General features: G+C 71.5%; 11 protein-coding genes. 7 read left to right on the top strand and 4 right to left on the bottom strand.

Translation table 11 applies throughout. From position 1 onward, the window contains the following. Position 1 precedes the first annotated feature (1 nt). Positions 2–1,135, bottom strand: a complete 1,134-nt coding sequence (locus tag ACTOWY_RS30815) for an ROK family transcriptional regulator (protein WP_441313113.1) — start codon at positions 1,133–1,135, stop codon at positions 2–4. A 57-nt stretch (positions 1,136–1,192) separates the two neighbouring features. Continuing rightward, positions 1,193–1,888, bottom strand: coding sequence for a hypothetical protein (locus ACTOWY_RS30810; RefSeq protein WP_441313112.1), 696 nt, complete (start codon positions 1,886–1,888; stop codon positions 1,193–1,195). A gap of 251 nt (positions 1,889–2,139) precedes the next feature. Here ACTOWY_RS30810 and ACTOWY_RS30805 point away from each other — a divergent pair, with 251 nt between their 5' ends. Next, complete coding sequence (locus ACTOWY_RS30805) at positions 2,140–5,262, top strand: DUF4434 domain-containing protein (RefSeq protein WP_441313111.1); 3,123 nt, start codon at positions 2,140–2,142, stop codon at positions 5,260–5,262. A 40-nt stretch (positions 5,263–5,302) separates the two neighbouring features. Here the strand turns inward: ACTOWY_RS30805 and ACTOWY_RS30800 are convergent, their stop codons facing one another. Both ACTOWY_RS30800 and ACTOWY_RS30795 read right to left on the bottom strand, forming a co-directional pair. Beyond that, the gene (locus ACTOWY_RS30800; RefSeq protein WP_441313110.1) at positions 5,303–5,809 is read right to left on the bottom strand and encodes a hypothetical protein; all 507 of its coding nucleotides are present in this window, start codon (positions 5,807–5,809) and stop codon (positions 5,303–5,305) included. Next, on the bottom strand, positions 5,806–6,201 hold the full coding sequence (locus ACTOWY_RS30795) for a RidA family protein (RefSeq protein WP_441313109.1): 396 nt from the start codon (positions 6,199–6,201) through the stop codon (positions 5,806–5,808). Before ACTOWY_RS30795 ends, ACTOWY_RS30800 begins: the two co-directional genes overlap by 4 nt. Positions 6,202–6,284: 83 nt before the next feature. On the opposite strand from ACTOWY_RS30795, the gene ACTOWY_RS30790 reads away from it, so the two are divergent. The 6 genes from ACTOWY_RS30790 to ACTOWY_RS30765 all read left to right on the top strand — a co-directional run bounded on the left by ACTOWY_RS30790 (position 6,285) and on the right by ACTOWY_RS30765 (position 14,189). Then, the gene (locus ACTOWY_RS30790; protein ID WP_441313108.1) at positions 6,285–8,633 is read left to right on the top strand and encodes an NB-ARC domain-containing protein; all 2,349 of its coding nucleotides are present in this window, start codon (positions 6,285–6,287) and stop codon (positions 8,631–8,633) included. Between the two features lie 54 nt (positions 8,634–8,687). Then, a complete protein-coding gene (locus ACTOWY_RS30785; protein ID WP_441313107.1) occupies positions 8,688–11,135 on the top strand; it encodes a LuxR C-terminal-related transcriptional regulator in 2,448 nt (815 codons plus the stop codon). A gap of 105 nt (positions 11,136–11,240) precedes the next feature. After that, positions 11,241–12,215 carry an alpha/beta hydrolase gene (locus tag ACTOWY_RS30780; protein WP_441313106.1) on the top strand — a complete coding sequence of 325 codons (975 nt, stop codon included), beginning with the start codon at positions 11,241–11,243 and terminating at the stop codon, positions 12,213–12,215. 235 nt (positions 12,216–12,450) lie between these two features. Beyond that, complete coding sequence (locus ACTOWY_RS30775; protein WP_441313105.1) at positions 12,451–12,681, top strand: helix-turn-helix domain-containing protein; 231 nt, start codon at positions 12,451–12,453, stop codon at positions 12,679–12,681. Between the two features lie 2 nt (positions 12,682–12,683). Beyond that, complete coding sequence (locus ACTOWY_RS30770; RefSeq protein ID WP_441313104.1) at positions 12,684–13,139, top strand: Clp protease N-terminal domain-containing protein; 456 nt, start codon at positions 12,684–12,686, stop codon at positions 13,137–13,139. Between the two features lie 15 nt (positions 13,140–13,154). Continuing rightward, positions 13,155–14,189, top strand: coding sequence for a serine hydrolase domain-containing protein (locus ACTOWY_RS30765; RefSeq protein WP_441313103.1), 1,035 nt, complete (start codon positions 13,155–13,157; stop codon positions 14,187–14,189). Positions 14,190–14,219 lie beyond the last annotated feature (30 nt).

The following is a 14,219-nucleotide window of genomic DNA, read 5'->3' as shown; positions in this document are numbered from 1 at the left end:
GTCACTCCAGGGCGGCGACCCGCCTGGTGACCAGGTCGGTGAGCACCGAACGCAGCCCGGTGGCGACCGCGCCGGTGAGGATGGCGGCTTCGCCGAGCCGGGAGATCTCGATCTCGGGCGGGTAGGCGGTGAGCCAGGACAGCGCGGCCCGCACCGGCTCGGCCAGGAGGTCCCCGTTGAGCCCGATCCCGCCGCCCAGCACGATCAGGCCGAGGTCGACCACACTGGTCAGGCGGGCCGCGTGCTCGGCGATCCGGTCCGCCTCCCAGGCCACCAGGTCCAGCGCGCGCCGGTCCCCCGCCCGCGCCGCGGCCAGCACGTCCTCGCAGTTGACGAAGTCCGAGCGCTGCCACACCTGGGCCAGGAACGCGTCCGCGGCCGGACTGTCCGGCTGGAACCGTTGCCCCTCCGGCACAAAGTCGATTTCCCCCGCGGCCCCGTTCCGCCCCCGGTGCAGTTCCCCGCCGAGCACCAGCCCCGCCCCGACCCCGCTGCCGATGTGCAGGAAGGCGAAGTCCCGCACCCCGGCCCCGGCCCCCCGCCAGCCCTCGCCGACCGCGGCCAGGTTGATGTCGTTCTCCACCAGCACCGGACACCCCAGCGCCGCGCGCAGTCCGGCCGCGGCCGCGAACCCGTCCAGGTCCTGCTGGTTCGCCGAGTACACCACCCCGGTCCGCGGCTCGATCACCCCCGCGATCCCCATCGTGACCAGTTCGGGGGTCACTCCCGCCGCCGCCACCAGCTGATCGCGCAACCCGGCCACGGCCGCCAGCACCCGGGCCGGCCGGTGCCCGTCCACCAGCACGTCGATCCGGGCCAGCTCGGCCCCGTCCAGATCAGTCACCATGCCGCGCAGGTACCGGGTGCCCAGGTCCAGCGCGAGCACCGCGGCCGCCCCCGCTCTCGGCCCGAAGTACACCGCGCTGTACCCGGCGGCATCCTCGGGCGCGGCCACCTCCTCGATCAGCCCCGCCGCCAGCAACGCCTCGACGGCCCGCCCGATGGTCGGCTTCGAGGTCCGCAACTGCCGGGCCAGATCCGCCCTGGTCACCGGATGCGTCTGCCGCACCGCCCGATAGACGGCGTGCAGGTTCAACTCCCGGACCAGTGCCCCGGTCACCGCGCCTGTCGCCACACCGCACAAACTAGTAACGACGCGTTACCGGTGTCCAGCATTACTTTGCCGGACGCCTCAGCCCGGCAGCACCACCAGGTCCCTGGGGAAGCGCGGATCAATCTCGTAGTGCGTGTCGTACTGGCTGCTGAACCCGGTCACGCGCAGCCACTGCCCCACCCGCAACCGGCTCAGATCGATCCCGGTCTGGGTGTTCACGAAGATCGTCAATTCCCCGGACCCGTCGTCCAGGAAGACCTTCCGACCGTACGGTAGGTCGTCCAGCACCGGTTTGGTGATCCGCGCCAGCACCCGCACCAGGCGCCCCTCGGACACCTCGCCCACCCCGCCGGTGGCCCGCCACTGCGGCTGGGGCGGGATGCCCTCCCGGCCCAGGGTGACCGCGGCCGGGGTGGCCGGGACGAGGGTGAGCAGGCCGGAGCTGTTGGTGAGTGTGCCGGTGATCCGGGTGTGCCTGCCGGGCGCGACCTTGAGGTCGGTGGCGAGCTTGAGGTAGATGCCCGCGGTCCGGTCCTGGATGGCGAAACCCTTGTCGTAGAAGCTGGACTCGAAGGCTCCGGACGGGGTGGTCGCCACGCCGGCGACGGTGACGGTGCTGCCCAGCGGCAGCGCGCGGACGGCGGCGATGGGCTGGGCCGGGGCCGCGGCGACCGGGTTCGTGGCGGCGTGCGCGGGTGCGGCGGCGAGGGTGGTGACGAGCAGGGCGGCGGTGAGCAGGGGGCGGGCGATCCTCTTGCGGGTCAGGGCGACCATCTCCTCTCGGGGAAGTGAAGCGCCGCTCATCTTGGCCGCCCCGCCACCCGGGTGGCCACCCGACCTGCCGGTGTTTTTCCAGTAACCCCGGAAATGCGCCAAGCCCTTTTAACATGGCCCGCTGACCTGGCACTAAACGGCAAATTTTAGGCCAAACGGCGTATTGCTGACTACCCGAACAGGACGCACGCTTTCCCTGTTTGCTCATTCGCGGGTTGTCGGGGCTCGCACCACCATTCTGGGGAGATTCCGTGCAGCGTCGAATACTGACGCGCCGTACGCGCACGCGTGCGTTCCGCGCCATTGGCGTTTTCCTGCCCTTCCTCGCCGCGATCCTGGTGGCCACCGCGCTGCCCGCCACCGCGGCGCCCAAACCGGTCCCGCCCGCCGCCAGCGGCCAGGAAGCCCAGGCCAGTGCGGCCGACCGGGCCGCTCGGACCCAGCGCGAGGCGGCCAGGGCGCAGGCCGCAGCGGAGGATCCGTTCGGACTGAGCAACCTGGGCAAGCCGCGGCCGCGGCTGCCAGGGGATTCCCAGGCGGCCAAGGACGCCGCCGAGCAGGAATTGCGGGAGGCGTGCAACGGCATCGGCCGGGGGCAGGCCCTCACCCAGCAGGGCTGGACGCGCAACCGGTACCAGCAGTGTTTCCTGGGCAGCCGCAAGGCCGAATTGTGGCGGCGGGGTGGCACGCCGCCGCCGACTTCTCCGCTGGCCACGATGGAATTCGACTACAGCCTGCTGGTGATCTCCTACGACAACAGCCGCGCCATCGACTTCACCTTCAGCATGGACGATGTCGATCTCAAGGGCGGCACCATCCACGAGCAGACCGATTTCCGGGTCTGGATCGACGGCTGCAACGCCGACACGGTCCAGTGCACGCCCAGTGAGATCCGGACCAACGTGGAGTGGCGGGACAACCCCAAGCACACCTTCCGGATCACCTCCCCGGATACCGCGGGCGCCGGCGTGCACAAGATCCTCCGGCACGGCTTCGACCTGCGGATGCTCATGACCTCCCGGATGCCGGGTGTGGATCCGTGGGGCGAGGACGAGATGACCCGCTCGGTGCTGCGTTTCGACACCGCCGGGTCGGCGCTGAACAAATCCACCGGCACCGTGTTCCCGGACTTCACCCCGAGCTACGACCTGTTGCGCACCAGCGATCTGACCGTCACCGAGACCACCCGGCACATCCTGGACGCCCAGTTCCACCCGCGCCGGACCTATCCCAAGCACCCCGGCAACACCAAGAACGTGCCCGGCTACGACCGGCCGTTGCACCGGCTGATGGACAGCGCCAAACAGGGGCAGAACCGCAACGCCTCCAAGCTGATCTGCAACGAGCTGTGGGCTGGCCCGCGCAGTGAGAAGGACTGCGACGAGTACCCCTGGGCCTCCACCCAGGAGGGCGCCGCCACCGGCATCACCGATCCGGACCAGCCCGCCTGGCACGGTTCGGCCCGGCTGATCACCAACAAGGACAACCAGGCCGCGGGCAACCACTGGAACATCCACCTCTACAACGCCAACCGGATCCTGGACGGCGACGAGTTCCGGGTGAAGCCGGTGGACGACTGCGAGACCTGCGGCCGCCAGTTCCCGCCGCCCTACCTGCCGCGCTCCAAGGAAACCGACCGCCGGATCAGCGGCTCCTTCATCCAGCCCGACCTCATCGACGAGTGGACCGATCAGCAGCTCGCCGATGAGTTCGCGATGATGAAGCAGCTCAACATCACCCAGCTGGTGCTGCAGTGGACGGCGAACTCCCACGACAACCGGGAGAACGGCGCCAAGACCGCGATCTACCCGAACGCGCTCGGCGGCTACCAGCTGGTCACCAAGACCGATGTGGTGGCGCGGACCCTGCGCGCGGCCAACACCGCGGGCATCGACGTGTGGGTCGGCTTGCAGGTCAACGACTTCTGGTGGAAGACCTACGCGCGGGACCAGGGTTTCCTGGACAACGAGGCGACCATCGCCAGGGCACTGGCCAAGGAGCTGTGGAGCCGCTACGGCGACAACAGGTCCTTCCGCGGCTGGTACCTGTCCTTCGAGATGGACAACGTCAACTTCTCCGGGGCGGGCGACGAGGGCCGGATGATCGGCTTCTACCAGAAGGTCGTGCGGGAACTGCGTTTCCTCACCGGCAGCAAGCCGGTGGCCGTCGCGCCGTTCTTCAACGCGGTCAACCGGGCGCTGCCGGGCTGGAAGAACCCGCAGCAGTGGGGTGAGATGTGGACCAGGATGCTGCGCGAGATCGACCTGGACATCATCGCGCTGCAGGACGGAATCGGGGCCGGACATGGTGATCCGACCACCATCCACCCCTGGTACGCCGAACTGAACAAGGCGCTGGGCGCCGCCGACGCGCTGACCTACCTGATCTCGGACACCGAGACGTTCAAGATCGGCGCGTCCGGGCTGCAACCCACCTCCACCCAGGAGATCGTGGAGGCGATCCGGGCGGTGCAGGACCAGACCGAGGTGTTCTGGTCCTTCTCCTTCAACCACTACCAGTCGCCGCGCTCGAAGTTCGGCTCGCAGGCCTACCTCAACGGGTACCGGCGCTGGGCCGCGCTGAGCGACCGGGACGCGCCGGGCCTGGACCCGGAGAACCCGTCCCGGCCCGGCACGCTCACCGCCAGGGCCGAAGGCTCCCAGACCATCCACCTGAGCTGGGGTGATTCCAGCGATGGCACCAGCGGGGTGGCCGGGTACTTCATCTACCGGGACGACGAGCTGGTGGCCACCAAGATCAGTCCGCAGGGCGGGTTCACCGACCGCCAGCTCAACCCGGGTTCGCTGAACAAGTACCAGGTCCGGGCCTTCGACGGCTCCGGGCGGACCTCGGAGCTGAGCAACTACGCGGAGGCCGCCACCGAGGGCCAGAAGGTCTCGCAGGTCAACTACGCCCGCTGCGGAGCGGCCGACGGTCAGCGCGGATGTCCTTATCTGACCGGGAAACCGGCGGACAGCAGCTATCCGGACGACGGCGGCTACGAGCTGACCGACGGCAAGCACGGCCCGGCGCTCTACACCCCGGACTGGCAGGGCCGCAACGCCGCGGGCGTGTACTCCTTCATCATCAACCTCGGCCAGCAGCGCACGATCAACGAGATCACCAGCGGCTGGTTGCAGGTGCGGGAGGACTACGTGTTCCTGCCGGCCAAGGTGACCTACGCGGTGTCCTCCACAGTGGACGGTCACTACACCGAGGTGCCGTCGATCGACCTGCCGGCGGTCAGCGCCCGGTTGCAGACCAAGACCTACCGGTCGGTGAACCTGAATCTGACCGGTCAGTTCGTGAAGGTCACCGTGGACGGGTCCACCGCGTGGACCATGCTCGACGAGGTCGAGATCCGGGGCGACTGAACGGATCCGGGGCCGTCGGCGATCGCCGGCGGCCCCGGCCTCAGCCCGGCCAGATCCGCAGCAGGTAGCCCTCGGACCCGGCCAGCCGCGCCGCCAGGGCTTCCCACTCCACCGGGCCGAGCCGGCTGAGCCGGTGCGCCAGGTCGGCCTGCTGTCCGGCCATCTCCGCGCGTCCGGCGTGCCAGAAATCGGCCCGGTACGCTCCAGGGCCTTGGGGCAGCTCGATGTGCTCGATCGCGTCGGGCATCGCGTGCTGCCGCACCGCCAGCACGCCCTGCCGGGACCGGAATTCCAGGGACACGGGGCCGGTCCACTCCCGATCAGCCGGGGTCACCGCCGGGGCGTGCGGCCACACCTCCACCCGCACCGCCACCTGGATCAACGATTCCACGCACTGCACCACGATGATCCCGGTGTCCGCGCCCGCGATCCGCAGATGCGATTCGTCCAGGGCGGGCAGCAGGTCCGCCGGCGGGTCGTCGGGGCGGTCGGTGACCAGGAACATCGAGTCCACCGCCCAGACCAGGCCCGTGTGCGCCCGGTTCACCCGGTCACCGCGATCGCGTCGACCTCGATCAGGTAGCCGGGTGCGGCCAGGGTGGCCACGCCGAGCAGCACGTCCGCCGGTTTGTGCGCGCCGAACAGCTCTGCCCTGGCCGCCTCGATGATTGGCAGGTACTCCGCCCGGTGACCCACCACATAGATGGTGATCTTGGTGACCTGGTCCGGCCGGGCGTCCGCCGCGGCCAGCGCGCGGCCCAGGTTGGCGAAGACCTGGCGGGCCTGGGCGAGCAGGTCGCCGGGGTGGACCAGGTTGCCCTCGGGGTCGTCGGAGAGCTGACCGGCGATGAAGACCAGCCGGGTGCCGGTGGCGATGACGACGTGCGAGTAGGTCTCCGGGCGGTCCAGGCCCTCGGGGTGGACGATCTCCAGCGCCATCAGATCCCTCCGGTGTGCCGACGACCCGCCGAACCTACCCGTGCGCCGGGGTCCCCGGCCGGAGCTGCGGTAGAACCAGGGGCGTGGCCGACACCAGGAACGAGGTCAACGCGCCCGTGCACGGCATCGTCGTGCAGGCCCAGCGCATCGACCAGGTGGTGCTGCCCGGCCGCGCGCCCGAGGCACTGGCCGGACTGCCAGCGGCCCCGGAACCGTTCACCGGGCGGGCGGCCGAGCTGGCGGAGTTGGCCAAGCTGCTGACGCTGGGCCGGACCTCGGTCGCGGTGCTCGCCGGGCCGCCGGGGGTGGGCAAGACGGCGCTGGCGCTGCGGGCGGCGCACCAGGCGATGGCCGGCGGCGGGTTCCGCGGCGCGCTGTACGTGGACCTGCGTGGTCACGACGAGGGCGACCCGGTGACCGAATACGCCGTGCTCGGCGCGTTCCTGCGGGCACTGGGCACCAGCCCACAAGACATCCCGGCCGGTCTGAGCGGCCGCCGGAACCTCTACCTCAGCCGCACCTACCAGCTGACCGGACCGTTGCTGGTGGTGCTGGACAACGCGGCCTCGGCCGAGCAGGTCCGCGGGCTGGTGCTCGGCAACGGCTGGCATCGCTGCCTGATCACCAGCAGGCAGACCCTGGCCACGCTGTCCGGGGCCCGGCAGTTCACGGTGACCGAACTGCCGACCGAACGGTCGGTTGAGTTGCTGGCGGCCACGCTGCTCGCCGCCCGGCCCGGGGACAAGCGGGCCGCCGAGCGGGCGGCCCTAGCAGAGATCGCGGTGGCCTGCGGGCAGCTCCCGCTGGCGCTCACGGTGGCCGGGGCGATCCTGGTCGACGATCCCGGCCGACCGGCCCAGGACCTGGCCGACCGGCTGAGCAGTGAGAACCGGTTGGCGCAGCTCACCTTTGGCGAACTCGACGTGCGGCTGGCGTTGCGGCACTCCTACCAGCGGCTGCCCGAACCCGAGCAGTGGCTGTTCCGGGTACTGGGCCTGCACCCGGGGCCGGTGATCGCGCCCGAGGCCGCCGCCGTGCTGTGCACTGGCACCGCCGCCGAGACCGAGACCTGGCTGGCCGGGCTGCGGCGGGCGCACCTGATCACCCCGGACGGCACCGGTTTCCGGCTGCCACACCTGCTCCGCGAGTTCGCCGCCGAACTCCGGGCCGCCGAGGACGCCGCGGACACGGTGACGGCCGCGGTGGCCCGGCTGGTCCGGCACTACCGGCTCGCCGCACAGGCCGCCGACGCCACCACCCGCAAGCGCGGCGGGCGGGCCCGTCCGGAACAGGCGCTGCGCTGGCTGGACGAGCACCGCCTGGTGCTGACCGCGATCGTCGAACTGGCGCACGCGCACGAGCTGGACGAGGACACGGTGGCCCTGGCCCTGGCGTTGCGGCACGTCCTGGAACTGCGCGGCAGGCAGGACGACTGGGTGCAGACCCACCTGCTCGCCACCACCGCCGCAGGCCGATCTACCGACCGGTCGGTAGCGGCGCGGGTGGCGATCAGCCTGGGTGACGCCTACCGGCTCGGCGGCCAAGCACACCTGGCCGCCGACAGCTACGGCGCGGCGGAGATCCTGTGCACCATCCTCGGCGACACCGGCGGCGCGGACGAGGCCGTGGACCGGCTGATGAGCCTGACCAGCCAGGAGAGCAGCCGCACCGCCCTCGCGATCACCCACTTCCAGGCCGCGGTCACCACCTACCGGGACCGCGGCGAACAACGCCAGCTGGCACACGCGCTGGAACACCTCGGCCGCCTGTGGGGCCGTACCCACGCGAGCGAGGCCCTGGACTGCCACGAGCAGGCCCTGGCGATCTTCACCGACCTCGGCGACCGGCTCGGCCAGGCCCGCTCCCGGCTGCACCAGGGGGTGTTGCGCCAGCAGTACGCGGAACGCGCGGCGGCCGCCGACTGCTACCGCGCGGTGCTGGACCTCATCGAGTCACCGCACCGGTACCGCGCCCTGGCCCGGTTCAACCTCGGCCTGCTCGCCCTGGCGCGACACCGGCCCTGGCGGGCCCGGCGACACTGGCGGGCCGCCACCGCCGAGCTGCCAGCCGGGAGCCGGGCCCTGCCCCGGATCCACCCGATCCGCTGGTGGCGCAACCGGCGACTGACCAAGCGGTTGCGGCCGCAGGTCGCCGAGTACGTGGCCGTGCCGGTGGCCCTGGTCGCCGCCAGGGACCTGTGGCCCACCGTGCCCGCCGACCCCGGCGAGCAGACCCTCGCCGCGGACCTGTCCGGCAGCGGCGGCGAACCGGACCGCCCGGAGCGGGAACAGGCTCCAGCCCGGCAGCCGGTGTTCGACCTGGGCGGCCTGGACAGTGGCGGCGACGGCGGAGGTGGCGGCGACGGTGACGGCTGCGGCGGTGGTGGCTGCGGCTGCGCCCCGGCCGGGGACGACTATCGAGAGTTCAATTGATCACCACCCCAGGTCCGGGCACTCGATAGGATCCCGCGCGAGGGGGACCACGCTGTGCGGATCTACGGTCGGGACGAGTCGCTCCGCCTACTAGCCGGGACGCGGAGTGGCCTGGTGATGGTGCGGGCCGATCCCGGGCTCGGCGTCAGCACCCTCCTGGAAGCCGCCCTGGCCGCGGCCCGCGCCGAGGGCCTGCCGGTGCGCCGGATCCCGGTGCTGCCCACCGGCCTGACCACCCTCTCCGCCGGCCTGCCCGACTGGCCACAACTCGCCGTGATCGTGGTCGACGACCTGCACCGGGCCGATGACGCCACCCTGCTCGCCCTGCACGAACTCGCCGACCGCGAACTGCGCGTCATCACCGGCCGCCACCGCGGCCACACCCCGGCCCGCTTCGCCGCCCTGGACCGGATCGCCCTGGTGCACGACCTGGAACCGTTGTCCAGGGACGCGGTCCGGGCCATCGCGGGCGAGTCGCCGCTGACCGAGGCCGCGGGCGGCAACCCGCTACTACTGTCCACAGTAGACAGTCCGGACCGGGCGGAGCGGGTCGCCGCCTGGGCCACCGAACTGGCCGGACCGGACGCCACCCTGCTGCGCTGCGCCGCACTGCTGGCCGAACCGGCCACAGTGGACGAACTGGGCGCGGTGAGCGCGCTGACCGCCGCCGAAGTGCTGGCCGGACTGGGCAGGCTGACCGCGCTCGGCCTGGTCCGGGAACGCGCCGGCCAGGTCTGGCTGCGCTATCCGCTGGTCCGCGCCGACCTGGCCAGCACCTCGGTCGGCATGCGCGGCCAGGTCGCCAGGGCACTGGCTCGCCGGGGCAGCGCGCCGACCGCGGTGGCCGAGCAGCTCGCCGGGCTGCCGGTGACCGCCTGGACGGTGTCCTGGCTGGTCCGGCACGCCGACCGGCTCGCCGCCGCGCCCACCCCGGCCGCGGTCGAACTGCTCACCCAGGCCGTGCACTGGCTGCCACCCGGCGCGGCCAAACTGCACCCGCTGCGCGCCGCGCTGGCCGAGGCGCTGCTGTGGTCCGGACACCTGGAGCGGGCAGGCCGGGTCGCCGCCGCCGGACTCGCCACCCGGGTCGCTTTGCCGCTGCGCCAACGGTTGCGGACCACCCTGGCCAGGGTCGGCCTGGCCCGGCTCGACCCGGACGCGGTGCTCGCCGCACTCGGCCCCGAACGCCGGGACGGACCCCTCGCCGCGATCGAGGCGTTCGGCTGCCTGCTCGCCGGCGACCTGGCGGGCGCGATCGCCGCGGCCGGGCACGCCGAGGCCACCGCCGCCGACCACCCGGTCGTCGCGGTCGCGCTGCTCAACCTCAACGCCATCGGCAAACTGCTCGGCCGCGACCTGGCCGGCGCCCTCGAACTCCTCGAACAGGCCGAGGCCAACCTGGACATCGAGGTGCTCGACCCGGCGCAATGGCTGCTCGGCAGGCTGATCCGGGGCACCGCGGAAGACCTGCGGCAGGACCCGGAAGCGCTGAAAACCCTGGCCGCCGCCCGTCCGGTGGCCGCCACCCTGGGCGCCGGTTACCTGGCCTGGCAGCGCACCGCGTGGGCGCTGGCCGCGTTCAACCGCGGCCACTGGGACGAGGCCGTGGCCGAGGTCGACAAGGCCCTGGCACCGCCGGGCGACGCCTACGGCATGGCCCGGCCACTGCACGGACTGGCCGCGATCATGGCCATGCACCGCGGCAACCTGCCGGCCGCCCGCGAGCACGTCCGCCGGGCCGAAGCCACCGCCTGCCGTGGCGTGGCCGCCTTCTACGAGCACAACGTGCTCACCGCCCGCGCCATGCTCGCCGACCTGGAAGGCGATTCCGCGCTGGCCCTGGAGCTGGTGCGCACCCTGGCCGACGGCGGAGCGGGGGTGCACCACGGGCACTCGGTCACCGGGGTCGGCGCCAGGGTGGTGCGGATCGCGGTCAACGCCGGGGACAAGGCACTGGCGGCCAGGATGGTGGCCACCATGCACCGCTGGACCAGCGACGACTCGGTCGGCCAGCGCGGCGCGCTGCTGTACTGCCAGGGCATGGTCGACGGCGATGTGGACCTGTTGCTGGCCGCGGCCAAGGAGTTCGCCGAGCACGGCTCGCCCATCGCGGCCGCCCGCGCGGGCGAGGACGCGGCCAGGGTGCTGGCCGCCTCCGGCGAACCCGAGGCCGCCCGCGCCGCCTACCAGCAGGCCATCAGCCACTACACCGGGCTGGCCGCCACCGGCGATATCGACCGGGCCACCGCCGCGTTGCGCGCGCACGGCGTCCGGCGCGGCGCGACCGGGCCCCGGCGCAGGCCCAAACACGGCTGGGCGGCGCTCACCGAGGCCGAGTACCGGGTGGCCGAACTGCTCGCCGAGGGCCGCAGCAACCGCGAGGTCGCCGACCGACTGGTCGTTTCGGTGCGCACGGTTCACTCGCACGTGTCCCGGGTGCTCGCCAAGCTCGGGTATGCCACCCGGGTGGAAGTCGCTCTGGGTTTCCAGCGCCGCGACTGAGTGACCGCCCGCCTGAACCGGGTGATATCGGCACTCCTACCGATGTTTTCCCGCACTCGCACTGGTGTGCTGTCCCCCTGTTTCAACCCAAGGGGAGAAAAACGCATGTCCCGCCTACGCAAGTCCGTCCTGCTGGTGGTGGTCGCACTGGTGGCGACCCTGGCCGGCGCGCCAGCCAACGCGAGCCAGCTCTGGCGCCCGTGGTTCACCTCGGGTGACGGCATCGACGTGCTCAACGTCGCGCACACCACCGACCGCTCCACCGTGGTCAGCATCAACACCGGCGCGGTGGACAAGAACACCACGCACTTCCGCCAGTCGCACGACATCATCGTGACCCTGCCCGAGGGCCACAACCCCAACCTGGCCTACCCGGTGCTCTACCTCTACCACGGCCGTGCCCAGGGCCCCGGCAACTGGCACCGCGAGGCCAACGTCGAGGCGATCACCGCCGGATTCCCGTTCATCGTGGTCACCGCCGAGGCGGGCCGCGGGGGCTGGGCGACCAACTGGGTCAACCAGTCCGCGGGCGTCCAGCAGTGGGACACCTTCCACCTGGACCAGCTGATCCCGTTCATCGACCGCAACCTGCGCACCATCCGGGAACGCGAGGGCCGCGCCATCGCGGGCTTCTCCATGGGCGCCTTCACCGCGATCCGGCACGCCGTGCACCGCCCGGGGCTGTTCCGCATGGTGGTCGGCTTCTCCGGCGGCTACAACCTGGAAGACCCGCGGATGCGGGCCGCGGTCACCGTGCCCATGCCCTCGATGGGTCTGCCCGCCGACGGCCCGTTCGGCGGCCCGTTCGACCCGTCCTGGAACTTCAACAACCCCTGGCACCGGGTCGGCGGGCTGCGCGACATCCACACCGTGCTCTACGCGGGCACCCGGCACGACGACCTGCTTGAGGCTCAGGCGCACCGGCTGACCTATGAGTTCCACCAGCACCTGCTGGCCAACGGCATCCACAACAGCTGGATGGTCGAGATCGACTGCGGGCACAACATCGTCTGCATCGGCGACCTCGGCCTGCGCCGCGAACTCCCGACCATGCGCAACGTGCTCTGGGGCCCGAGGTAACCACCGCCTGACCCTGCCCGGAATCGGGGTCAGTCAGGAACCGGGCGTAGCCGCTGCCTCGGCTACGCCCGGTTCGGCGTTCCCGTGGTTCCCGCCCAGTTGGGCCAACTGGTACGCCGATTTTGGCCAAGTCGGCGTACCAGTTGGGCCAAGTGGTGCGGGAGTGTGCAGCAGCCAACTCGGCGTAAGCAACTCGGGTTGACTAAGTTCGGATTAGTCAACTACGGTTGCTTATATGTCCGATGCCCCGCTCCCGGCCTCCGCCGAGCCCGCCGACCGACTGGCGGCCGTGGTGGCCTTGCGCCGACTGGCCGACCAGCTGGAGGACGCCGCGGTCGAGGAGGCCATGCGGGCGGGCTGGGGCTGGCCCCAGGTCGCCGAGGCCCTCGGCATCACCCGGCAGGCCGTGCACAAGAAACACGCCCAGCGGCTCATCGCCGCCGGGGTCACGCTGAGGAGACGCTGATCATGAGCGCCATCGACCACTACCTGCAACGGATCATCCTGCGCGGCGCCGAGGAGGCCCAGGCCGAGGCGGGCAGCACCATCGAGGCCCAGCACCTGTTGCTGGCCATCGCCGCCGAACCCGATCCGGTGCTCGCCGCCGCCGGCCTGGACCGGGCCGCGATCCGGGCCGCCCTGGACACCGAGTTCGCGCACAGCCTGGCCGCCGCCGGGGTGGACCGCGCCGCCTTCGACCTGCGGTCCACCCCGAGCCCGGACCGGCCGACCAAGGTCGGCGCCACCGCGAAACTCGCCCTGGAACGGGGTTTCGCCAGGGTCAGTCGCAAGAAGGACCTGCGGCCCGCGCACATCACGCTCGGCGTGCTGCTCGCCGAGGTCGGCACCGTGCCCAGGGCGCTCGCGCTGGCCGGGATCGACCGCGCCGGACTGACCGAGCAGCTCAGTCGCCACACCGCCTGAACCCGAGAGGAACCCATGCAGCTCCAACCGGTCCTGGACCGCGCCGTCACCGAGGGCGGAGTGCCCGGCATCCTGGCCGAATCCCACTCCGCCGACGGCAGCCAGTTCGCCACCGCGGGCACCGCCGATACCAGCACTGGCGGTAAGCGCTTACCAACGCACCGCTTCCGCATCGGCAGCACCACCAAGACCTTCGTCGCCACCGTGCTGCTGCAACTCGCCGCGGAGAACCTGCTCACCCTGGAGGACACCGTCGAGCACTGGCTGCCAGGACTGGTGCGCAACGGATCCGCGATCACGCTGCGCCAGTTGCTCAACCACACCAGCGGTTTGTTCAGCCACACCGACGACCAGGCCGCGCTGAGCAGCAAGGATCGTTACACCCCAACGGAACTCGTCGCGGTCGCGATGGCCCACGAACCGAACTTCGCCCCGGGCACGGGCTGGGGTTACTGCAACACCAACTACGTGCTCGCCGGACTCGTGATCGAGGCCGTCACCGGGGACACCCTGGCCGGGCAGCTCAGCAAGCGCATCACCGAACCGCACGGACTCACCGCCACCTACCAGCCAGGACCCGAGGACGAGACCATCCGGGGACCGCATTCGCGGCACTACACCAAGCTGTTCCAGACCGATCCGGCCGCGCCGATCCACGACGCCACCGACCTCGGACACACCCCGTTCTGGGCCAGTGGGGACATGATCTCCAGTGCGGGCGACCTGGCCCGGTTCTTCGGCGCGCTGCTCGCCGGTCAGCTGCTTCCCCTTGACCGGCAACGGGAAATGTTCGACACGGTGGCCGCGCCGAACTGGATCCCGGACGCCGAGTACGGCCTCGGCATCTCCTCGATCCGGCTGCCCGGCGGCACGGTGTGGGGCATGGGCGGCGCGATCTTCGGGTCCTGGTCCTACACCTACGGCAGCCGGGACGGCTCGCGGGTGGTGTCGACCAACGTCAACGGCGACTGGGCCGAGCACCCCACTGGTTCGCCGCTGGGCATCGTCACCGAAGTGATCTCCACTCAGCTCTGCCCCGCCACCCGCTGAACCGGTAGCCTCCCACTCCGCCCAGCGTGA

Source organism: Crossiella sp. CA198 (assembly GCF_052078295.1).
Taxonomy (GTDB): Bacteria; Actinomycetota; Actinomycetes; order Mycobacteriales; family Pseudonocardiaceae; genus Crossiella.
This window is presented reverse-complemented; position numbering and strand designations above follow the sequence as displayed.

Bases quoted from the DNA above. Each gene is read 5' to 3' on its own strand.
- ACTOWY_RS30810 (WP_441313112.1), bottom strand. From the start codon at position 1,888: ATGGTCGCCCTGACCCGCAAGAGGATCGCCCGCCCCCTGCTCACCGCC.
- ACTOWY_RS30795 (WP_441313109.1), bottom strand. From the start codon at position 6,201: ATGGCGCTGGAGATCGTCCACCCCGAGGGCCTGGACCGCCCGGAGACC.
- ACTOWY_RS30780 (WP_441313106.1), top strand. From the start codon at position 11,241: ATGTCCCGCCTACGCAAGTCCGTCCTGCTGGTGGTGGTCGCACTGGTG.
- ACTOWY_RS30775 (WP_441313105.1), top strand. From the start codon at position 12,451: ATGTCCGATGCCCCGCTCCCGGCCTCCGCCGAGCCCGCCGACCGACTG.
- ACTOWY_RS30770 (WP_441313104.1), top strand. From the start codon at position 12,684: ATGAGCGCCATCGACCACTACCTGCAACGGATCATCCTGCGCGGCGCC.
- ACTOWY_RS30765 (WP_441313103.1), top strand. From the start codon at position 13,155: ATGCAGCTCCAACCGGTCCTGGACCGCGCCGTCACCGAGGGCGGAGTG.